25 protein-coding genes and 1 other RNA gene are annotated in these 20,832 nt (G+C 66.9%); 17 read left to right on the top strand and 9 right to left on the bottom strand.

Going from position 1 to position 20,832, the window contains the following annotated elements; genetic code table 11:
• Positions 1–6 precede the first annotated feature (6 nt).
• Complete coding sequence (locus BM009_RS15380) at positions 7–456, top strand: twin-arginine translocase TatA/TatE family subunit (protein ID WP_093297552.1); 450 nt, start codon at positions 7–9, stop codon at positions 454–456.
• Positions 453–1,250 carry a twin-arginine translocase subunit TatC gene (tatC, locus tag BM009_RS15375; RefSeq protein ID WP_093297550.1) on the top strand — a complete coding sequence of 266 codons (798 nt, stop codon included), beginning with the start codon at positions 453–455 and terminating at the stop codon, positions 1,248–1,250. Before BM009_RS15380 ends, tatC begins: the two co-directional genes overlap by 4 nt.
• Before the next feature lie 42 nt (positions 1,251–1,292).
• Here tatC and BM009_RS15370 read toward each other — a convergent pair whose 3' ends face one another.
• The 3 genes from BM009_RS15370 to BM009_RS22660 all read right to left on the bottom strand — a co-directional run bounded on the left by BM009_RS15370 (position 1,293) and on the right by BM009_RS22660 (position 3,448).
• A complete protein-coding gene (locus BM009_RS15370; protein WP_093297549.1) occupies positions 1,293–1,427 on the bottom strand; it encodes an entericidin A/B family lipoprotein in 135 nt (44 codons plus the stop codon).
• Positions 1,428–1,696: 269 nt separating this feature from the next.
• Positions 1,697–3,265 carry a sensor histidine kinase gene (locus BM009_RS15365; protein WP_093297547.1) on the bottom strand — a complete coding sequence of 523 codons (1,569 nt, stop codon included), beginning with the start codon at positions 3,263–3,265 and terminating at the stop codon, positions 1,697–1,699.
• Between the two features lie 12 nt (positions 3,266–3,277).
• Positions 3,278–3,448: a NepR family anti-sigma factor gene (locus BM009_RS22660; protein WP_175488056.1), complete on the bottom strand. Its 171-nt coding sequence runs from the start codon at positions 3,446–3,448 to the stop codon at positions 3,278–3,280.
• 273 nt (positions 3,449–3,721) lie between these two features.
• Here BM009_RS22660 and BM009_RS15360 point away from each other — a divergent pair, with 273 nt between their 5' ends.
• From BM009_RS15360 to BM009_RS15355, 3 genes are all read left to right on the top strand, one after another.
• Complete coding sequence (locus tag BM009_RS15360) at positions 3,722–4,519, top strand: response regulator (RefSeq protein WP_093297546.1); 798 nt, start codon at positions 3,722–3,724, stop codon at positions 4,517–4,519.
• Between the two features lie 65 nt (positions 4,520–4,584).
• Positions 4,585–4,722, top strand: a complete 138-nt coding sequence (locus BM009_RS22655; protein ID WP_175488055.1) for a hypothetical protein — start codon at positions 4,585–4,587, stop codon at positions 4,720–4,722.
• 96 nt (positions 4,723–4,818) lie between these two features.
• The gene (locus BM009_RS15355) at positions 4,819–5,469 is read left to right on the top strand and encodes a sigma-70 family RNA polymerase sigma factor (RefSeq protein WP_093297544.1); all 651 of its coding nucleotides are present in this window, start codon (positions 4,819–4,821) and stop codon (positions 5,467–5,469) included.
• On the opposite strand, the gene BM009_RS15350 is transcribed toward BM009_RS15355, so the two are convergent.
• Positions 5,453–6,229, bottom strand: a complete 777-nt coding sequence (locus BM009_RS15350) for a carbonic anhydrase (RefSeq protein WP_093297543.1) — start codon at positions 6,227–6,229, stop codon at positions 5,453–5,455. The two genes, BM009_RS15355 and BM009_RS15350, sit on opposite strands and share 17 nt — an antisense overlap.
• Positions 6,230–6,412: 183 nt before the next feature.
• Here BM009_RS15350 and BM009_RS23165 point away from each other — a divergent pair, with 183 nt between their 5' ends.
• The 5 genes from BM009_RS23165 (at position 6,413) to BM009_RS15330 (ending at position 9,093) form a co-directional block, all read left to right on the top strand.
• Positions 6,413–6,541 (top strand): hypothetical protein, encoded by a 129-nt coding sequence (locus BM009_RS23165; RefSeq protein WP_302847367.1) that lies wholly within the window; start codon positions 6,413–6,415, stop codon positions 6,539–6,541.
• A 67-nt stretch (positions 6,542–6,608) separates the two neighbouring features.
• Positions 6,609–6,706, top strand: an RNA gene (gene ffs / locus BM009_RS15345) — signal recognition particle sRNA small type.
• Between the two features lie 76 nt (positions 6,707–6,782).
• The gene (locus tag BM009_RS15340; RefSeq protein ID WP_093297541.1) at positions 6,783–8,441 is read left to right on the top strand and encodes a DNA polymerase III subunit gamma/tau; all 1,659 of its coding nucleotides are present in this window, start codon (positions 6,783–6,785) and stop codon (positions 8,439–8,441) included.
• Positions 8,438–8,761, top strand: coding sequence for a YbaB/EbfC family nucleoid-associated protein (locus BM009_RS15335; protein WP_093297540.1), 324 nt, complete (start codon positions 8,438–8,440; stop codon positions 8,759–8,761). The genes BM009_RS15340 and BM009_RS15335 overlap by 4 nt, the downstream gene beginning before the upstream one ends.
• A gap of 71 nt (positions 8,762–8,832) precedes the next feature.
• Positions 8,833–9,093 carry a hypothetical protein gene (locus BM009_RS15330; protein WP_093297538.1) on the top strand — a complete coding sequence of 87 codons (261 nt, stop codon included), beginning with the start codon at positions 8,833–8,835 and terminating at the stop codon, positions 9,091–9,093.
• Positions 9,094–9,234: 141 nt separating this feature from the next.
• Here the strand turns inward: BM009_RS15330 and mtgA are convergent, their stop codons facing one another.
• From mtgA to BM009_RS15315, 3 genes are all read right to left on the bottom strand, one after another.
• Entirely contained in the window at positions 9,235–9,903 is a 669-nt protein-coding gene (mtgA, locus tag BM009_RS15325) for a monofunctional biosynthetic peptidoglycan transglycosylase (protein WP_217644213.1), read from the bottom strand.
• Positions 9,904–10,040: 137 nt separating this feature from the next.
• Entirely contained in the window at positions 10,041–10,946 is a 906-nt protein-coding gene (gene rpoH / locus BM009_RS15320) for an RNA polymerase sigma factor RpoH (RefSeq protein WP_093297535.1), read from the bottom strand.
• Positions 10,947–11,006: 60 nt separating this feature from the next.
• Positions 11,007–11,963, bottom strand: coding sequence for an RluA family pseudouridine synthase (locus BM009_RS15315; protein WP_093297533.1), 957 nt, complete (start codon positions 11,961–11,963; stop codon positions 11,007–11,009).
• 54 nt (positions 11,964–12,017) lie between these two features.
• Between BM009_RS15315 and BM009_RS15310 the strand changes: the two genes are divergently transcribed.
• Positions 12,018–12,383: a M67 family metallopeptidase gene (locus BM009_RS15310; RefSeq protein WP_093297532.1), complete on the top strand. Its 366-nt coding sequence runs from the start codon at positions 12,018–12,020 to the stop codon at positions 12,381–12,383.
• A 149-nt stretch (positions 12,384–12,532) separates the two neighbouring features.
• Here the strand turns inward: BM009_RS15310 and BM009_RS15305 are convergent, their stop codons facing one another.
• On the bottom strand, positions 12,533–13,405 hold the full coding sequence (locus BM009_RS15305) for a hypothetical protein (protein ID WP_093297531.1): 873 nt from the start codon (positions 13,403–13,405) through the stop codon (positions 12,533–12,535).
• A gap of 83 nt (positions 13,406–13,488) precedes the next feature.
• Positions 13,489–14,145, bottom strand: coding sequence for a DsbA family oxidoreductase (locus BM009_RS15300; protein ID WP_093297529.1), 657 nt, complete (start codon positions 14,143–14,145; stop codon positions 13,489–13,491).
• 136 nt (positions 14,146–14,281) lie between these two features.
• On the opposite strand from BM009_RS15300, the gene BM009_RS22300 reads away from it, so the two are divergent.
• The 6 genes from BM009_RS22300 to BM009_RS15275 all read left to right on the top strand — a co-directional run bounded on the left by BM009_RS22300 (position 14,282) and on the right by BM009_RS15275 (position 20,821).
• Positions 14,282–14,425: a lmo0937 family membrane protein gene (locus BM009_RS22300; protein WP_121078233.1), complete on the top strand. Its 144-nt coding sequence runs from the start codon at positions 14,282–14,284 to the stop codon at positions 14,423–14,425.
• 247 nt (positions 14,426–14,672) lie between these two features.
• Positions 14,673–15,317 carry a histidine phosphotransferase family protein gene (locus BM009_RS15295; protein ID WP_093297528.1) on the top strand — a complete coding sequence of 215 codons (645 nt, stop codon included), beginning with the start codon at positions 14,673–14,675 and terminating at the stop codon, positions 15,315–15,317.
• Positions 15,318–15,621: 304 nt separating this feature from the next.
• Positions 15,622–17,535, top strand: coding sequence for a phosphatase PAP2 family protein (locus tag BM009_RS15290; protein WP_139216640.1), 1,914 nt, complete (start codon positions 15,622–15,624; stop codon positions 17,533–17,535).
• 97 nt (positions 17,536–17,632) lie between these two features.
• On the top strand, positions 17,633–19,951 hold the full coding sequence (locus BM009_RS15285) for a chemotaxis protein CheA (RefSeq protein ID WP_093297525.1): 2,319 nt from the start codon (positions 17,633–17,635) through the stop codon (positions 19,949–19,951).
• Positions 19,951–20,379, top strand: coding sequence for a chemotaxis protein CheW (locus tag BM009_RS15280; protein ID WP_093297825.1), 429 nt, complete (start codon positions 19,951–19,953; stop codon positions 20,377–20,379). The genes BM009_RS15285 and BM009_RS15280 overlap by 1 nt, the downstream gene beginning before the upstream one ends.
• 76 nt (positions 20,380–20,455) lie before the next feature.
• Positions 20,456–20,821, top strand: a complete 366-nt coding sequence (locus BM009_RS15275) for a response regulator (protein WP_093297523.1) — start codon at positions 20,456–20,458, stop codon at positions 20,819–20,821.
• The last annotated feature ends 11 nt before the right edge of the window (positions 20,822–20,832 follow it).

The raw sequence follows: 20,832 nt of genomic DNA, 5'->3' as shown, positions 1-20,832 counted from the left end.
GACAGAATGTTCAATATCGATTCCGGCGAGTTTTTGGTCGTGGCCATCGCCGCCCTCATCTTCATCGGGCCGAAGGACCTGCCGCGGGCGATGCATTTCGTCGGCAAATGGGTCGGCAAGGCGCGCGGCGTCGCCCGTCAGTTCCGCTCGGGCATCGATTCGATGGTCCGCGAGGCCGAGCTGGCCGAGCTGGAGAAGCAATGGGCGGCGGAGAATGAGCGGATCATGCGGCAATATCCGCCGCAGCCGCTTGCCGCGCCCGATGCCGTGCCGGCGATCGAGCATGTCGCCCAGGAGCCCGTCTCGCACGACCATGTGCCGCATGACGGCGATGCCCCGGTGATGACGCCGCAGCCGGAGATCCATGCCGATCCGGCCCCGGTCGAGGTTTCCGCGCCGAAACCCGCCGCGAACGACGCCAAGCCCGTACCCCCTGCCAGCGAAGTACAGCCGTGAGCGAGATCGACGATACCCAGGCCCCGCTGCTCGAGCATCTGATCGAGCTGCGCAAGCGGCTGGTCTGGTCGATCCTGTCGCTGCTGGTGGCGTTCGGCGGCTGCCTCTATTTCGCGCGCGGCATCCTCTCCTTCCTCGTCGCGCCGCTCAAGACGGCGGGGCAGGCGAAGATCATCAACACCGATATCTTCGGCGGCTTCCTCGTCGAGGTGAAGGTGGCGTTCTTCGCCGGGCTGATGATCGCGTTTCCGATCATCGCCAACCAGCTCTGGCAGTTCGTCGCGCCCGGCTTGTACCGGCGCGAGAAGCAGGCGCTGCTGCCGTTCCTGCTCGCCACGCCGATCCTGTTCATCGCCGGCGCCTCGATGGCGTACTTCGTCGCCATCCCGGTGGCGCTGAAGTTCCTGCTCGGCTTCCAGGGCAATCTGGGCGGGGTGGAGCAGACCGCGCTGCCCGACGTGAACAACTACCTCAAGTTCATCATGCAGTTCATTTTCGGCTTCGGGATCTCGTTCCTGCTGCCGGTGCTGCTGATGCTGCTCGAACATGCTGGCATCGTCACCTATGAGCAGCTGAAGGGCGCGTGGCGCTATGCCATCGTCGCCTCTGTGGCGATCGCGGCGGTGCTGACCCCGCCGGACGTGGGGTCGCAGCTGCTGCTGGCGGGCCCGCTGATCGGGCTGTATTTCCTGTCGCTGATCGCGATCTACTTCACCCGGCGGCGGCGCGAGCGCACGGCGGCGACCGAGGCGGAAGCGGCGGACGTCGAGGCCGAGGCCGAGACCGCCGAATAAGCGAAGCCCCCGCCGCGGTGCGGCAGGGGCTTGCTGACGTCCTTACTTCGACTTGTCTGCGGCGTTGGCGACGGTGTCGCCCGCGGAAGCGACGTCCTTGCCGGCGCCCTCCACGGTGTTGCAGGCTGCGATGAGCAGGGTGCCGGCGAGCGCGGCGCACGCGATGAGTTTACGCATCGAAAATCTCCTTCATTCCCCGTTTGCCGGGACGAAGGGTTCAATGCCGCGCGCGTGGAAACGTTCCTGCAGCTCAGCGCAGAGGCGCCGTGGGAAGCTCGATCCAGCGATGTCAGGAGGGATGTAGGCCCGGAAGCGTCACCGGGGGGGGGGGAGGGTAGACGCTTCCGGGCCCATGTCGTGGACAGCGAGAGCGGGGGGGCAAAGGTCGCTATCCGAAGTGTAGAACGTCGACCCCGTTGCCGGGTTCCACCACGCAGACGATTTTTTCAGAAGCGTCCGTTGATCGCGATCGTGGTCTCATAGGCGCCGACCAGCGGGTCGTGGTGGAGCTGGGTGCGCAGCTGGCGGGCGAGGCCCAGCAGCACGCGGCCATAGCGCTTCTCGACCAGGCCCTCGAAGGTCGCGCCGCCGACCAGCGCGGGCGAGGAGACGCGGACCACGGCGCGATCGGCATCCTCGGGCGCCTTGATCGAAATGCGGATCTGCGCCGCCTCGTTGCAGCTGACCGCGAGCTCGATGATCTCGGTGAGCAGGAAAGAGACGGCGATCGCCACGTCCTGCGTGACGAGCAGCGACTCGACCTCCAGCGTGATGCCCAGGCCGCGCGCCTGCTCCGGCGCGGTGGCGCGGAGATTAGCGGCGAGCTCGCCGATCACCGATCGCAGCTCGAGCCCGCGATTTTCCTCCATCTCGGCATAATGGTGGCGATGGACCACGGCGAGGGCGTCGACGCGGCGCTGGATCGAGGCATAGGCTTCGGCCGCCTCGCGGCCCTTGGCGGCGCGGGCGTGGAAGTTGATCAGGCTGGAGATGACCTGGAGGTTGTTCTTCACCCGATGGTGGACCTCGCGGGTGAGGCGGGTCTGCTGGACCAGGCCCTTGGCGAGATCGGCCTCGTGCGCCTGCACGGTGCGGCTGATATCGCTGAACGTGTCGCCCAGCTCGCGGATCTCCTGTGCGGGGATGGGGCCCAGCCGCTCGGTGTCGATCACGTCGCCGGGCTGATAATTGGCGACGCTGCCGCGCAGCTGGCGCAAGGGGCGGATCAGCAGGATGTCGACGACGAACCAGCCGATGCCGGCGGCGGCGATCCACATCACCACCAGCAGCACGGTCGCGATCACCAGCGGGGAGGTGATCGGCGCGCCGGGCATGGTGGTCTCGAGCGCGAGATCGTCGACGCCGAGGTTGCTGCGCAGGCTCTTGCCGCGGTCGAGCGGGCCGTTGTCCTTGAGCGCGCGGAGCGTCAGCCGGTCGCCATGGCCGATCAGCGCGGCGCCATATTCGGGGACGAAGCCGCTCGGGCGGGCAAGGCCGGCGAGCAGGTCGCGCGGATAATAGGCAGTGGCAGTGGCGCCGTCGCCGCCGCTGATCCGCAGCAACAGGCCGCCCGGCACGATCCGCGCCGCGACGTCGCCGCGCGATGAATCGATCATGCCGGACTGGTCGAACGTGCGGCCGCACAGGGTCCGGCCGCGGCCGTCGCGCACCACGAAATGCGATTGGGCCTGTGCGGCATAGGTGCCGGCGAGCCGCGTGCAGCTGGGGGCATCGTCCGGGTTGCGCTCCAGGGCGGCGAGCGCCTCGCCGAGCTGCGCGACATGATTCGCGAGCAGATTTTCGAGGTTGCCCGCGCTTTCCTGTGCAGTGACGCTCAGTCGCTCGCGCGCCTCGTCATCGGCGCTGCGCGTCGTCTGCAGGGTGGTGAACAGCGCAATGAGCGCCAGCGGCAGCAGCGCGCCGACCAGAATCAGGAATACCTTGGCGCCCGTGGGCAATCGCCCCAGCGCCGCCGAGAAGCCTCGGCCGCGGGGCGGAGAATCCGTGCCGTTCATGGGCGGATTCGTTTAATCGAGCTTCTTCAGCAGGTCGAGCAGGTCATCCGGCACCGACTCGTTCAGCGTCTCGTCATATGTACGGCGCAATACGTCCCCCACGTCGGCGTTGGGGCGCGACTTCTTGTCGCTCCCCTGCTCCGGCTGCGGCTGCTTGCCCTGATCATCTTTAGCGGAATGCACCAATTCCCCCCTAAGGGTCCGGAAAATGTCCGGACACCCGGACGAATGAACGATGTGACCGCTACCGCGAATAGTGATAACGACGCCGAGTGCAAGCACCCGACGTCGCGGTAACCATCCACGCGGTCCGGACGATGAAACCAAAGAGCGCCTCGATTGTTCCACCATCGATGCGAAATCCGGGGAGGGGCTTCTTCGGGTGACGGAATCAATTGAAATACGGCCCGCCGGGGGCGACAACGGCTCCCGAACCTGATGGAGAAAACACAGCTCATGTCGCTTGGTCAGCAACTCGCGCCGCACCTTCCGCTCCTGCGGCGCTATGCCCGTGCACTCACCGGCAACCAGGCCGAAGGCGACCGCTATGTCCGCGCCGCCCTCGAAGCGATCGTCGAGGCACCGGACCAGTTTCCGCGCGACGTCGATGCACGTCTCGGCCTCTACCGCACCTTCCAGGTGATCTGGCAGTCGAGCCAGTGGGACGACAGCATCGACGCGGTCGAGCAGGGCAATGATGCCGAGGCGATCGCCCGCAAGCGGCTCGCCCGCCTCACCCCGCTTTCGCGCCAGGCACTGCTGCTGACGACGGTGGAAGGCTTTCCGCCCGAGGACGCTGCCTATCTGATCGGCGAGCAGCCCGCGCGTGTGACCGAACTGGTCGCCGAAGCGGTCGCCGAGATCGAACGCCAGACCCGCACCCGGGTGATGATCATCGAGGACGAGCCGCTGATCGCGATGGATCTCGAGCAGATCGTCCGCGACCTCGGCCATGACGTCACCGGCGTCGCCGTCACCCGCGACGAGGCCGTCGCGCTCGCCATGGAGGATCGTCCGGGCCTGGTGCTCGCCGACATCCAGCTGGCCGACGACAGCTCGGGCATCGACGCAGTGAAGGACATTCTCGCCGAATTCGCGGTGCCGGTGATCTTCATCACCGCCTTCCCGGAGCGTCTGCTCACCGGCGAGCGCCCCGAACCGACCTTCCTGATCACCAAGCCGTTCCAGCGCGAAACGGTGAAGGCGACGATCAGCCAGGCGCTGTTCTTCGACGAGGCGACCGTTCCCGCCTGATCGGAAAATGCGGGCGGGTTCCACCCGGTACGGACCTAAAACGGTTTTCGGGTGTTTAGCATGACATGGCTGAGCAAGATGAACCCGCCTCGCTTTCCACGGATCGTGCCCGCGCGGGCACCACGCCGGGAGTGGCGCGCTACGTGCTGATCATCGGCACGCTGCTGGTCATTGTGATTTTTGCTGTTATCTTGTTGGTTTGACGCGAAATGCTGCACAGCACGATGCTTGACATCACGCCGTCGGACCCCAGCTTGACAACGAACCGCGACGCCCAGCGCGCTAATGATCGGGATTGCATGACGGAAGCTACCCACACGGATCACGACGAACCGGGCGCGACGGCGGCCCCGGTGGAACATGTTTCGCTGTCGGATCCCGAATTCAAGACACAGCTTGCGCAGGTCATCCCGCACCTCCGCGCCTTCGGTCGCTCGCTGTCGGGCAGCCGCGATCTCGCCGACGATCTGGTGCAGGAAACGCTGCTCAAGGCATGGGCCGCGCGCAAGCGGTTCCAGGCCGGCACCAACATGCGCGCCTGGACCTTCATCATCCTGCGCAACCTCTATCTCAGCCAGATGCGCCGCGCGCGCTTCAAGGGCGAGTGGGACGATCTGGTCGCCGACCGCCTGCTGGCGGCGCCGGCGAGCCAGGATCGCCACGTCGAGCTGGCGGACATGCAGCGTGCGCTGCTCCATTTGCCGCAGCCGCAACGCGAGGCGCTGATCCTGGTCGGCGCCGGCGGTTTCGCCTACGAAGAGGCGGCCGAGATCTGCCAAGTCGCGGTCGGCACGATCAAGAGCCGCGTCGCCCGCGGTCGCGTCGCGCTCGAAGCGCTGATGTCGGAGGGGCAATTGCCCTCGCGCCGCTCGACCTCGCTCAATGAGGATGGGCGCACCGCGCTCGACACGATCATGGGCGAAGTGGACGATCTCAGCCGGGAGCGCTGAGCGCGACACCGGGGGGAAGGTCGAAGAAATCGACCTCGTTCGTCCCTATTTTGTAATAAGCACCGACCACCCACAAGCGGCCGTCCTTCTGCGGATTCAGTAGCAGCGGGTCGGTCCGCTGGCGGAGCGCCGCCGTCATTCGGCTGACATGCGCCCTGGTGGCGCGCTCCGCCGTCGGACGAGCGTCGCCCGGGGGAGCGTTGCGGGTCGCGATCGCTGCGGGCAGGATCGGCTCCAGCATATTGCCGATCACGCCCGGATATTCCCTGCTCATCTCCACCACGCTCAGCGCGGCTTCCACCGCCCCGCAATGTTCGTGTCCCATGACCACGATCAGCGGCACGCAGAGTTCCGCCACCGCATATTCGAGCGAGCCGATCGCGGCGGTATTGAGCGCATTGCCGGCGTTGCGGACGATGAACAGGTCTCCCAGGCCCGCACCGAAAATCAATTCGGGCGGCACGCGGCTGTCCGAGCAGCTCAGCAATGCGCAGAACGGTTCCTGCGTCTTCGTGAGGTCCACTTCCACTGGCGTTTTCGTCTGGAGCTTGCCTCCCTCGGCCGGGAAGATGCCTTTGCGCAGGCGGTCAAAGGCCTGTGCCGGGGTGAAGCGTGGCGTGCACGGCTTCTTGTCTTCAGCGCCGGTGCTGCAGTTCGGTCGATATCCACCCAGCGCCGCGGCGTTGCCGGGCAAGGCGATGGCTCCGAACGCGGCTAATGCGCTGCCGATCAAGTGTCTGCGACTAAGCTGGTTATCCATATAGTCCCCCCTTAACTGATCCTGCTGATGACCAAGCCCCTTCTCTACATCGAGTCGGAGCCTATTATCTCTACCAATACTTGCGAAGGGCTGGCTGTTTCGAAATTTGTCAGATCCGGGAATTATCCTATGGTGGGTGCATCCCCGGATGCGCAGTCTTCGCCTCGACTAGGAGGCAGACCCATGCGACTCGATCGTTTCGACCCGCATCAGACTGGATTTGGCGCGCGTACCGCGGCCGTGATCGCCGCGACGGCGCTGCTTCTCGCGCTCGGGATCATCCTGTGGCGGTTGATCGCCCGCAGCGGCTGACGGTCTGGCCGAGCATGCGGTCGCAATTTGCGCCCTTGCCACCCGCGCGCGCTTCCCCCATATGCGCCGCGGGAGTCGGGCGGACGGGATCGTCGCCAACCCGGTCAGGTCCGGAAGGAAGCAGCCGTAACGATTTCGTCCCGGGTCGTTCCGGCTCCCACCCATCACCTACATCGCTATCCACAACCCATCGTGCCTGGCGCTTCGACAAATCGAGCGCGGGTCCCTAGATAGGGTCGTGATGTCCGATTCCCTGCTTGGCCTCGACGAACCCCCGCAGCCCGCGCGCGGCGAAGCGTATCGCGTGCTCGCCCGCAAATATCGGCCGCAGACGTTCAGCGCGCTGATCGGGCAGGATGCGATGGTCACCACGCTCGGCAATGCGATCCGCAGGGATCGGCTGGCGCACGCCTTCCTGCTGACCGGGGTGCGCGGGGTGGGCAAGACCTCCACCGCCCGGCTGATCGCCAAGGCGCTCAACTGCATCGGCCCGGACGGGCAGGGCGGCCCGACGATCGATCCCTGCGGTGTCTGCGAACCCTGCCGCGCGATCGCGGAAGGGCGCCATATCGACGTGATCGAGATGGACGCCGCCAGCCATACGGGCGTCGACGACGTGCGCGAGATCATCGAGGCGTCGCGCTACGCGGCGGTTTCGGCGCGCTACAAGATCTACATCATCGACGAAGTCCACATGCTGTCGAAGAACGCGTTCAACGCGCTGCTGAAGACGCTGGAGGAACCGCCGGGGCATGTGAAGTTCCTGTTCGCCACCACCGAGGTGAACAAGGTGCCGGTGACGGTGCTGTCGCGCTGCCAGCGCTTCGACCTGCGCCGCATCCCCGCCGAGCTGCTCGCCGAGCATTTCGCGCGCGTGTGCGAGGCCGAGCAGGTCGAGGCGGAGCCGGAGGCGCTGGCGCTGGTCGCGCGTGCGGCGGAAGGTTCGGCGCGCGACGGGCTGTCGATCCTCGACCAGGCGATCGCGCATGCGGGGCTGGAAGGCGAGGGCGTGAAGGCGGAAGCCGTGCGCCAGATGCTGGGCCTGTCCGATCGCGGCGCGAACCGGGCGCTGTTCGGTACGCTGGTCGAAGGCCAGGCGCAGCAAGCGCTTGCCGGTCTGCGCGCGCAATATGACCTGGGCGTCGATCCGCTGGCGGTGCTGCGCGCGCTGCTGGAGACGGTGCACGGCGTGACGCTGGTCAAGCTCGGCACCCACCGCCTCTCCGGCCAGTCGACCGAGGAGCGCGAGGCGGTGGAGGGCTGGGCGAGCCGTCTGTCCTTCCCGGCACTCCACCGGCTGTGGCAGCTGCTGCTGCGCGGGCATGACGAAGTCGCCAAGGCGGCGCTGCCGATCGAGGCGACCGAGATGGCGCTGCTGCGGGTGATCCACGCGGCGCAGCTCCCCGATCCGGGCGAACTGGCCAAGCAGATCCTCAGCGGCAGCATCGCGGTGCCCGCCGGTGCGCCGGCCGCAGCGACTGCGGCGCCCACCGCGCCTGCGCCGGCGACCGTGCAGGAAAGCGGGCCGGTGCTGCCGACCAACCTCACCGAACTCGCCGAGCACCTCGAGGAGCATCGCCGCCTCCAGCTCGCGATGTTCGTGCGCGATTACATGCGGCCGGTGCGGTTCGAGGGCAGCGAGATCGATTTCGGCGCGGCGCGGCCGCTGCCGCAGGATTTCGTGCGCGAACTGGGCGGGGCGCTCAAGGACAGCACCGGCGTGCACTGGAAGATTACCCTTGTCGACGGCGCCACCGCGATGACGCTGCGCGAAGAACAGGCGGCGAAGGAAACGGCGGAGCGCGAAGCGGTGCTCGCCTCGCCGATCGTCGCCGCCGCGATTGCCGCTTTTCCAGATGCCGAGTTGATCGGCTGGACCAAGACCGGGAGTGACGGATGAAGAGTCTCGAAGAAATCATGGCCATGGCGCAGAACGTCCAGGCCGAACTCACCAAGGCGCAGGCCAATCTCGACACGGTCGAGGTCGAAGGCGTTTCGGGCGGCGGGCTCGTCAAGGTGACGGCCAGCGCCAAGGGCCGGATCATCGGCATCGCGATCGACGATTCGCTCGTGAACGTCGCCGAAAAGACGATGCTGGAGGACCTGCTGGTTGCCGCGTTCAACGATGCGCGGGTCAAGGCCGATGCCGCCTCGTCGGAAGCGATGAGCAAGATGACCAGCGGCCTGCCGCTGCCGCCGGGCTTCAAGCTCCCGTTCTGAGACAAGGTCTTACGGGAACCTAGCGTCGTCCCCTCGGTTGCTGTCGCCAGACACAATCGAGGAGAGACGACATGGCGGACCGTATCGTTGAAGACGGCGTGGCGACCGACCGCGCGACGCACACCACGGTGATCGAGCGCCGCAGCGGCGGCGGAGCCGGCATGGCGCTGATCGGCCTCGCGGTGCTGATCGCGGTGGTGATCGGCGCCTTCTACTTGTTCAACCAGAATGCCCGCGAGAACGCGAAGACCAACGCCGTGACGAGTGCTGCGAGCAGCGTCGGCGATGCCGCGAAGGATGTCGGCGACGCTGCGAAGGATGCGGCGAAGTAACGAGCGCGTCACCCTCACCCTCCCATCGCTGCGCGATGGGCCCCTCCCTCTCCCAAAGGGAGAGGTGTTACAGTCCCTCTCCCTTTGGGAGAGGGAGGGAGCCGCGAAGCGGCGGAAGGGTGAGGGTGATCAGCCCGGCATTCACTTCAAACAGCGATCCAGCCCGTTCCCTGCCACCACGTTGATCCGCGCATTGATCTTGTTGCCATAGCGCCGGGTGAACCCGCGCGGGTCGATCGCCGCGCGCTTCTTGGGCAGCGGCAGCACCGCGGCGATCAGCGCGGCCTCGCGGTCCGAGAGCTGCGACGCGTCGTGGCGGAAATAGCGCATCGCGCCGGCGTTGACGCCGTAGGTACCGATCCCGGTCTCGGCGACGTTGAGGTACACCTCCATGATCCGCCTTTTGCCCCAGATATTCTCGATCAGCACCGTGAAATAGGCCTCGAGGCCCTTCCGGAAATAGCCGCCGCCCTGCCACAGGAACACGTTCTTGGCGGTCTGCTGGCTGATCGTCGAGCCGCCGCGAATCTTGTGATTGCCCTGCGCGTTGCGCTGATAGGCCTTCTCGATCGCCGCGAAGTCGAAGCCGTTATGCTGGCAGAAGCGGGCGTCCTCGGCGGCGATCACCGCGCGGGCCATGCTCGGGTCGATCTGGCGGAGCGGCATCCAGTCCTTGGTGGCGCCGTGCCCCCCGAACACATCGCCGATCATCGTCCAGGTGATCGGGGGCGGCACGAAGCGATAGACCGTCACCATCAGCAGCGACAGCAGCACGAAGCCGAGAACGAGTTGGAATCCCAGCACGATCAGCCGGCGCCACCAGGGTTTGCGGGGCTTGGCCGAGGAACGGCGGGGGGAGGAGGGACGGGCGCGATTCTTGCTCACACACCCGCCATGCCCCAGCCGGGGCGGTTCCTGCAATCACCTGGCAGGAACCGCCGTCCGGATCAGTGGGTGGCGAGCAGGCGGCGGTCGCCTGCCAGGCGCATCATCGCCTTCTGCAGCTTCTCGAACGCACGCACCTCGATCTGGCGGACGCGCTCGCGCGACACGCCATAGACCTGGCTCAGCTCCTCGAGCGTCTTGGGGTCGTCGGTCAGGCGACGCTCGGTGAGGATGTGCTTCTCGCGCTCGTTCAGGTCTTCCATCGCCGAGACGAGCATGTCGTGGCGGACGTCCGCTTCCTGCGCGTCGGCAACCGACTCGTCCTGCAGCGGGCCTTCGTCGGCCAGCCAATCCTGCCACTGGCTCTCGCCATCCTCGCGCATCGGCACGTTGAGCGAGGTATCCCCGCCCATCGCCATGCGGCGGTTCATCGAGGTGACCTCTTCCTCGGTCACGCCCAGATCGGTGGCGATCTTGGCGAGGTTCTCCGGGGACAGGTCGCCATCCTCGAACGCGTCGAGCTTGGCCTTCATCCGGCGCAGGTTGAAGAACAGCTTCTTCTGCGCCGCGGTGGTGCCCATCTTCACCAGCGACCAGCTGCGCAGGATGAATTCCTGGATCGAGGCGCGGATCCACCACATTGCATAGGTGGCGAGGCGAAAGCCGCGATCGGGCTCGAACTTCTTCACGCCCTGCATCAGGCCGATATTGCCCTCGGAGATCAGCTCCGAGACCGGCAGGCCATAGCCGCGATAGCCCATCGCGATCTTCGCCACGAGGCGGAGGTGCGAGGTGACCAACTGGGCCGCCGCATCGGTGTCGCCATGCTCCTGGAAGCGCTTGGCGAGCATATATTCCTGCTCGGGGCTCAGGATCGGAAATTTCTTGATCTCGGCCAGGTAGCGATTGAGGCTCGCTTCGCCGCCAAGCGCCGGAATCGTCGCGGGGACGTTGCTGCCGCTAGCCATGATCGTTTCTCCCTTTCCAACGGGTGCCGGTCCGAACAAGGGGACTCGGGCGCCCAACACTCATACGAGAAGCTGGTTGAACAGTTCCTGCATGTCTGCAGGTATTACGCTATCGAACGCCAAAGCGTTACTTTTGATCGGGTGGATGAACCCGAGACGTGCCGCATGCAAGGCCTGGCGCTGGAAACCCAAGGTTGCCAGAAGTCCGCGGTGGGTGGAACGCATACTTCCATATAGAGGATCACCCACCAGCGGGTGGCCGATCGACGCCATGTGCACGCGTACCTGGTGGGTACGTCCGGTTTCTAGCCGGCATTCGATCAACGTCGCGTCGCGCAGTTGGTTCAGCCGGGTCCAATGGGTAATCGCATGCTTGCCATGACCGGGCGCGCAGACTGCTATCTTCTTGCGATTGCTTGGCGAACGGGCGAGCGGTGCATTCACCGTGCCCGAGGCGGCGAGCACCCGGCCGCTGGCGATCGCCTGGTAGCGCCGATCGATGCTGTGCGCCTTGAACTGCGCGGCGAGCCCGACATGCGCGCGATCGGTCTTGGCCGCGACCATCAGGCCCGAGGTATCCTTGTCGATCCGGTGGACGATTCCGGGCCGCGCGACTCCGCCGATGCCCGAGAGCTGGCCGGCACAGTGGTGGAGCAGCGCGTTGACCAGCGTGCCGTCGAGATTGCCTGCGGCCGGATGGACGACGAGGCCTGCCGGCTTGTCGATCACGATCAGATGCTCGTCTTCGAACACCACGTTGAGCGGAATGTCCTGCGCTTCGTTGTGCGCAGGCGTGGGATCGGGCACGACGACCTGGAACACCGCGCCGCCGGTCGCCTTGCGGGCCGGATCGCGCGCCAGCGCGCCGTCCGGGCCGGTGACCGCGCCGGAGGAGATCAGCGCCTTCACGCGTTCACGCGACAGCGTCGGCAGCGCATCGGTCAAGGCACGGTCGAGCCGCCAGCCATGCGCCGCATCCGCGATCCGCGCTTCTAAGATGGAAACCCCCTGATTCATGTTTTACCGGAAATGGGCATGGGCGTTACGATTTCAAGATCTATACTGGCCGGTATGAAAAAAGCTTCGGCGGCCGCGGTGCCGCGGGAGGCGTGCGGGCTGCTGCTGGGGGCAGGGGAGAGAATCGAGCAGTTCACCGAGTGTGCAAACGTTTCCGATACGCCGGAGATCCGGTTCGAGATCGACCCTGCCGCGCTATTCGCCGCACTGCGGGCGGAGCGGGCAGGCGGGCCAGCACTGCTCGGCTATTGGCATTCGCACCCGAGCGGCGATGCGAGCCCGTCGCGCACCGACGCGGCGATGGCCGCGCCGGACGGCAAGCTGTGGGTGATCCTGGGCGGAGAGGACGTCACCTGCTGGCGCGCGGGGGATGCGGGCCTGTGGGACAGGTTCGCGGAAGCGCCGCTGATCCTCGTCTAGGTCCGGAAGGGCCATATCCTCCCCCGCAAGGGGGAGGTGGCAGGCCGCAGGCCTGACGGAGGGGGAGGAAGCACGACGGCCCGAGAGGTTCTGGCATCCTCCCCCTCCGTCGCCTTCGGCGCCACCTCCCCCTGGCGGGGGAGGATAAGCTACGCCAGTGCCGGCACGCTTTCCTCCGCCGCCATCCCCGCCAGCACCAGCCGCCCGCACTGGATCATCTCGCTGAGATGCGCGGCATAATGATAGCGGATCGTCGGGAAGCCCTCGGGGTGGAAGGCGCGCCGGCTGGGGCCGACATGCAGCAGGAAACGGTTCGCCTCGGCACGCTTGAGCAGGCGGCGGACATGCGGCTGCGAGACGCCGAAGCGCCGGGCCAGCTCGACGAGCGGGACGCTCGCGCCATCGGTCGGCGTGAATCGCTCATCGGTGCAGGCGAGCGCCAGCGTGTGGAGAATGGCGCAGCCCGCCAGCGGGTGCAGGAACGAGGCGCGCAGGCTGGGGAAGGGGTCGGGACCGCTTGCGAGCGCATAGAGCCGGCTCGCCTGGACGCTGAGGAAATGCTGGTACCGGGCGGGGTCTTCCAGCATCTGTGACAGGGTCGCCAGGGCAGGATCTAGCATCGCGGCGGGCTCCAGCGCTGCCTGGATGTGCCTGCACCAGGCGCGCTGGAACGCCTCCGTAGTCCGATAGCCGCCATCGTCGGCAGGTGCGAGCACGCCGATATGCCGCATGAAGTCGATCAGCGCGGCGGCGCGGTTGGCGGTCAGCAGCCCGGTGGCGGCGCAGATCTGGCGGAGCAGGGTGAGCGTGAGGCCGCCGCGGGTGTCGAGATAGGCCGCCGACATCGCCGTGATGTAATGGCCGGCATCCTTGAACACCGCGGCGAGCGTGCGATCGGCGTCCGCGACCGCCAGGATGTTGGCGGCGAAGCGCCGCGCGGCCGTGCCGAAGGCCGGGTGCTCCGCGATCTCGATCCAGTGCGGAGGCAGCGCCTCCGGATCCGTTGTTGCCGCCTGAAGCACCGTTCTCGATCCTCGAATCTAGGTTGCGCTCGCTAGCATGCGATTTTCGCTGGGAACAATTCGATTCCGTAACAAAATTGAAGTTACAGGCTAGCCGGTTCGGCGGCGATCTGGCGCAGCGCCTGTTCGAAGGCCTCCGGCGGCTGGCCGCCCGAGATCAGATAGCGCTGGTCGATCACGATGGCGGGCACCGACTGGATACCGCGCGACTGCCACAGTGCTTCCTCGGCGCGCACCTCCTCGGCATAGCGGCCCTCGTCGAGCACGCGCGCCGCCTCGGCGGCATCGAGCCCGGCCTGTTCGGCAGCGGCGAGCAGTACGGCTCGGTCGCCGGGGTTCTTGCCCTCGGTGAAATAGGCGGTGAACAGCGCCATCTTCAGCGCCCGCTGGTCACCGACCAGCCCGGCCCAGTGGAGCAGCCGGTGCGCGTCGAAGGTGTTGTAGATGCGGGAATCGTCGCCCATCGCCATGGTGAAGTCGAGCGCGGCCGCGCGCTCGCGGATCATCGCGCGGGTGCCGGCGGACTGTTCGGGCGTCGCGCCATATTTGCGGCCGATATGCTCGACGATGTTCTCGCCCTCGGGCGCCATCGCCGGGTTGAGCTCGAAGGGGTGGAAGCGGATCTCGGCCGTCACGGCGTCGCTCGCGCGGGCCAGCGCTTCCTCCAGCCCCTTCAGGCCGATCACGCACCAGGGACAGACCACGTCGGAAACGAAGTCGATCGTCAGCTGTCGGGGCATGGTGCGCGCTCCTGCAAGGGTAAGCGTTCGGCGCTAGACCAGACCGAAGCGTCTGAAAAGTCTGCCCTTGCCGCGCGCAGCCGGAACGATCCTGCCCCTCCTCACGTTAACCGGACCGATTTCAGGGAGAGATATCATGCTTTGGACGCTCGTCGTAATTCTGGTCATCCTGTGGTTGCTGGGCTTCTCGTTCCACATCGCCGGCGGGATCATCCACATCCTGCTCGTGATCGCGCTCGTGATCGGCCTGATCCAGCTCTTCACCGGCCGCAGAGTTTGAGGCACGGCCCGGCGGGACGCCTCCGCGCCCGCCGGGCCGCCCGCGCGAAGTATAAAGGGGCTTTCCGCCCCCCGATTGCTTTTCTACCCCACCAGCAAGCGCAGCTAGACGGCGCGTTTTATCGTGGCCGCCGCGCGCAATCCCGGTTCGTCCAACCTGCGCCACCGATCACGCGAGGATGCTGCCACGATGCTTGCAGCTTCCCACGCGCTGCGCCAAAGGGGATTCACAGCTGGAGCCTCAGAACTTGAATATCAGCCCTACCGAATTCGCGAGTCTGCTTTGTTCGCGCCTGTGCCACGACTTGCTGAGCCCCGTGGGTGCGCTCAACAACGGTCTGGAACTGCTTGCCGACGAACATGATCCGGAGATGCGCGCCCGCTGCCTGGAGCTGCTGGCGGAGAGCGCGCGGGCGAGCGCCAACAAGCTGAAGTTCTTCCGCCTCGCGTTCGGCGCGGCCGGCGGATTCGGCGAGACGGTGGACACGCGCGAGGCGCAGGCCGCGCTCGAAGGGCTGTTCGGCGACAATCACCGGGTGAAGATCGGCTGGATGGTCGAGGAGCCGGTGATGGCCAAGCAGGCGATCAAGGTGCTGCTCAACCTGGCGCTGATCGGCGGCGACGCGCTGGTCCGCGGCGGCCAGCTCGATATCGGTGCCGAGACCACCGACGGCGCGATCGAGATCGTGATCCGCGCGGACGGCCCGCGCATCGTGCTCGACCCCGAACTGCGCGGCGCGCTCGCCGGCGGACGCGAGGAAGTGCCGATCACCCCGCGTGCGGCGGCGGCGTTCCTGGCGCATGAGCTGGTCGTGCAGCATGGCGGCGCGCTTCAGGTGAGCCCGCCCGAGTCCGAAGTGTTGCTGTTCGGGGCATCGTTTCCCGTAGCCTGAGCGGGGTCCGCCGCCACGGCGTACGATGCGCGGACGAGTTGAGTATGCCGCCGTCCCGCGATACATAGCATCGCATTCGGATAGACGAGTCGCGCGGGCCTATTTGGCTCGCCCGCGTTACGCTGGGTTCACGGGCGGCTTCTGTTGGCTGCTCTGGCTCAGGCCAACATCGTTCCGCCGGGAATTACTTTGCACCGTGGATGTGCAGACTTCCCGGGAATCCAATCGACCCGGATGGCAATTCGGGCGTGGTCGCCAGTGCTTGTTAGTGAACTTTCCCAAGTTCGAGCGCGAGGAGGCCAGGATGAGCGTCACGAATGGCGATACCAATCGTATTTGGCAGATAACCACCCAAAAGGATCAACCGCCCGAGGCGGTCCACGGCGTCGGCAGCTTTCACAAGAGCTTGCCGCACAATCAGTTCGGCGAGGTCGAGCCGGCTGCGTTCGCTGCGCTGGTCGCCGCGACGCGCGGCGATGGTCGCGGCTTCGCGCAGGTGCCGCAGGGCGCGCCGCGCGAACTGGTGCCGGACAAGGACGCAAAGAAATTCGGGCCCGCCGCGACCTTCACCAATCCCCAGGCCGGGCTGGCGCGCGACGCGCTCGTCCATGCGCCCACGCTCTACACGATGCCGCCGGCGCCGCGGGTGAATAGCAATACCACCGCTGCGGAAATGACCGAGCTGTACTGGATGGCGATCCTGCGCGATGCCGATCTGGGTGACTGGTCCAAGGCGTCGCACGCCAAGGGCTGGCCAGCGGCGGCAACGGTGGAAGCCGCCTGCAAGGAGATCAACGCGAAGTTCGAGGCGGCGCTGGCGTCGAACGCGGTCTCTGCCGCGGGTGCGATCCTGAACGGCGACGGCGATGGCGACCATTTCCTGCTGGGGGTGGATATCCCCGGATCGTCCGGCGGGTTCGACGACTTCTCGGCGCAGACCCTGTTCCGGCTCGGCTTGCCCGGCGATGAATATGGGCCGCTGGTCAGCCAGTTCTTCCTGCGTCCGGCGCCCTATGGCACCCAGACGATCGACCAGCGCGAGCTGCCCTATGCGGCGGGCCGCGACTATCTGGTCCACTTCGAGGACTGGTTGCAGGCCCAGAACAGCGGCAAGGATCGGCACGGCCAGAGCTACAGCCAGTCCAATGAGTTCGACAGCAGCTTCTTCGGAACCAAGCGCCGCTATATTGCGACGATGCGCGATCTGGCCCGGTTCGTGAACAAGGATGCGCTGCACCAGGCCTATTTCAGCGCCGCGCTGATCCTGCTTTCCGGCGGCGCGAAATGGTCGCTGGGCAACCCATATGCCGATCTTGGCAACAAGCTGGTGCAGGCCACCCTGCCCAGTCGCGAAGCTGGCTTCGGTGTGCTGGGCGGGCCGCATCTGCTCGCGCTGGTCTCCGAGGTGGCGACGCGGGCGCTGAAGACGGTTTGGCAGCAGAAATGGCAGCAGCATCTGCGGCTGCGGCCGGAAGCCTATGGCGGCCTGGTGCACGTGCAGACGATCGGCGTCTGCGAGGAAACCCGTGACTATGGGCTGCCCGATTGGGTAGCGAAGACGCACGCCGCCAAAACGGTGCGGGACAAGAACGCAGATTCGCTGCTGCTGCCGCTCGCCTTTACCGCGGGCAGCCCGACGCACCCCGCCTATGGGGCGGGCCATGCGACGGTCGCCGGCGCCTGCGTCACCGTCCTCAAGGCCTATTTCTTGACCTATATGACGGATGCCCGCGGGAATGATCATCCGGTGGCCTTCTCGACGCTGACCGAGCGCGACGTGCCCTATGGCCCGTCGAAGGCGATCCAGCCCTGGGTGGCCTATTCCACCGGTACCGGCGACGAGGACGGACCGCCGAAGGGCGGCATCCACGCTCCCCTGGAGAGCGTCGACAATCGCCGTGCATATACCGGCGGCGACGCTGCCAAGCTGACGATCGAGGGCGAACTCAACAAGCTTGCCCAGAATGTGGCGATGGGCCGGTCGATGGGCGGGGTGCATTGGCGGACGGACAATACGCGCAGCCTGATGCTGGGCGAGGCCCTCGCCGCCGAGATGCTCGCCGCCATCACTACCGACGCCAATGAAAAGCCCTTCTTCACCTTCCGCACCTTCGCCCGGCGCGCGGATGGGGAGCCCCGCAAGGTGCACATCCAGGAGGGGCGCGTCTATGTCGATGGCGTCGAGGTCGCAGTGCCAGCCAGCCGGCTGGGATGGTGAGCCGATGCGGAACGGCGTGTGGGAAACGCGCCGTTCCATAACCCGGAATTAACCCTCGGTCGCCATGGTGGCAGGCGGAAATTTCCACCGGGGCCCCATGGACGACCTGCTGCAGGACTTCATCGCCGAGACGCGCGAGACGCTCGAGGCGCTTTCGGGCGAGATCGTCGCCTGGGAGTCGCAGCCCGACGACCGGGCGCGGCTCGATGCGATCTTTCGCTTCGTCCACACCGTGAAGGGCAGCTGCGGGTTTCTCGACCTGCCGCGGCTGGAGCGGCTGGCGCATGCCGCAGAGGACGTGCTGGCGCAGGTGCGCGATGGCGCGCGCGTGCCCGATCGGGCGCTGGTCAATGCGGTGCTCGCCGTGGTCGACCGGATCGGCGAGATCGTCGAGGCGATCGATGCCGGGGCGGCGCTGGACGACAGCGGCGAGGAATTGCTGATCGCGGCGCTGGCGGAAGGATCGGACGAGATCGTGCTGCCCTCGCCGGTGGCGCAGCGGGCGCCGTCGCGCAGCGTGCGGCTGGGCGTCGACCTGCTCGACCGGATGATGAGCGGCATGTCCGAGATGGTGCTGGCGCGCAACGAGCTTGCCCGGCGGCTGCGAGCAGGCGAGATCGATCCGGCCGTCGAGGCGGCGCTGGAGCGGCTGTCGCTGACCGTCGGCGAGATGCGCGACACCGTCACGCGCACCCGCATGCAGAAGATCGACGCGCTGTTCTCGCCGCTGCCACGCATGGTGCGCGACACCGCGGCGGGGCTCGGCAAGTCGGTGGCGCTGCAGGTCGAGGGATCGGACGTCGAGCTCGACCGCGAGATGATCGAGGTGATGCGCGATCCCTTGGTCCACATCATCCGCAACGCGATCGACCATGGCATCGAGGCGCCGGCCGAGCGCCGTGCCGCGGGCAAGCGCGAGGTCGGCCGGCTGTGCGTCTCGGCGCGGCAATCGGGCAACCAGATCATCATCGAGATCGCCGATGACGGCCGCGGGGTAAATGTCGAGCGGCTGATCCAGAAGCTGGCGGCCAGCGGCATTCGCGGCGAGCGCGACCTGCATGCGCTGAGCGATGCGGCCAAGCTCGAGCTGATGTTCCACCCCGGCCTGTCGAGCAAGGACATCGTGTCCGAGATCAGCGGCCGCGGGGTCGGCATGGACGTGGTCAAGGCGAGCATCGACCAGATCGGCGGGCGGGTGGAGCTGGACAACGTGCCCGGCAAGGGCCTGCGCATTGCCATCCATGTGCCGCTGACGCTGTCGATCATCTCGGCGATCATCGTCGGCGCGGGCAAGCAGCGCTTCGCCATCCCCCGCCAGTCGATCGAGGAGATCGTCAGCGAGCGCGGCGAAGCGATCCGCATCGACCAGCTGGGCGGCACGCCGATCGCAACGGTGCGCGACCGTCGCATGCCGCTGCTCGACCTCGGGCATCTGCTCGAACTCTGCCCCGATCGCGAGCGCCACGGGCCGCGGATGCTGGTGATCGTCGGGGCGGGGGTAGGGAGCTATGCGCTCGCCGTCGACGAGGTGCTCGACAATGAAGAGCTGGTGATCAAGCCCGCCTCGCCCGCGGTGATGGCGACCGGCATCTATGCCGGGCAGACCTTGCCCGATTCCGGGCTGCCGATGCTGCTGCTCGACAGCGCGGGGATGGCGCGGGTGGGCGGCCTCGACTTCAGCCGCGACCTCAGCGCCGCGTTCGGCGATGTGATCGAGGAAGCGGCGGCGCCGGGGCTGCCGGCTTTGCTGTTCGACGATCTCGACGGCGTCCGCCGCGCGGTGCCGCTGGCAGCGGTCGATCGCGTTGAGAAGGTTTCGGCCGCGCAGGTGCAGATGGCGGCGGGAAGTCACCGCCTCGCGATCGACGGTCGCATCGTGCCGCTGGCGATGCAAGGGCCGCTCGACGGCCGCGAGCGGCTGAGCGTGCTGCGGCTGAAGGACGAGGACGCCGAAGTCGCCTATGCGATCGACGAGGCGATCGAGATCGTGACCCTGCCCGCCGAAATCGCCCCGGCACGCTCGCCCGGCGCAGCGATGGGGGTGGCGCTGGTCGAGGGCGAGCAGATCGAGGTGCTCGACGTGCTGTGGGTGTTCGACATGCATGTCGACCGCATCGCGGCGGAGGACGCGCCCCTGTGCCTGCTGGCCGGCGACAAGGATGGCTGGCTGGCGACCTTCGTCCGGCCGCTTCTGGAGACCGCAGGCTATCGTGTGTCTGCGAGCCTCGCGCCAGGGGAGATCCCGGCAGTGGTGCTCGCCGCCGACTCCGCCGATCCTGGGACACCTGCCGCGCCGGTGGTCCGCCTGCGCCGCAAGCGCCAGGCCGAGCCCGGCGACGACAGCGTCTACCGCTATGACCGCGCGGGGCTGCTCTTCGCGCTGGAGGCGCGGGTCGGCGCACGGGGAGGGTGCTGATGGCACAGCAATTATACCTGATTGCCGAAGTGGCGGGCCGAACCGTCGCGATCGATTCGGACCAGGTCGAATCGGTGGTCGATATCGGTGAGGTTACCGCGGTGCCGCGCGCGGCGAAGGCGGTGCGCGGGCTCGCGGCGCTGCGCAGCCGCGTCGTCACCGTGGTCGATACCGAGGCGGCGCTGGGGATGAACGGCTGCACGCTCGCCCGCCGCGCGGTGATCACCGCGATCGACGGGCATCATTACGCGATGCTGGTCGACACGCTGGAGGATGTCGAGCCGTTCGAGCTGCGCCCGCTCGCCGGCGGCATCGCGCTGGAGGGGAATTGGCGGAACGCGGCGCGCGGGTTGGTCGAGCGTGACGGCGAGCCGATCCTCGTCGTCGACCTCGCGGCTTTGGTCCCGGCATCGGCGCTGCTTTCCTGAACGCGGATTAACGCGAAGCTTACACCTTGCAGGTAAAGTGAAATTTCAAAGACACCTGCCAGGGGATCAGGGACCCATGAAGACGTGCCTCGTCGTGGACGATTCGAAAGTGATCCGGAAAGTCGCCCGGCACATTCTCGAAACGCTCGATTTCGAAGTCCGCGAGGCCGGTGACGGGCGCGAGGCGCTCGATTCCTGCCTGGCCGCCACGCCCGACGTGGTGCTGCTCGACTGGAACATGCCGGTGATGAGCGGCATGGATTTCCTGCGCGCGCTCAAGAATGCGGGGCTGGAGAAGCGCCCCAAGGTGGTGTTCTGCACCACCGAGAACGGCATGGCCTATATCCGCGCCGCGATCGAAGCTGGCGCGGACGAATATGTGATGAAGCCGTTCGATCGCGAGACGCTGGAAAGCAAGCTGCAGATCGTCGGCGTCGCCTGACTTCCTCCCGC

Source organism: Sphingomonas sp. NFR04, assembly GCF_900114095.1.
GTDB lineage: Bacteria > Pseudomonadota > Alphaproteobacteria > Sphingomonadales > Sphingomonadaceae > Sphingomonas.
This window is presented reverse-complemented; position numbering and strand designations above follow the sequence as displayed.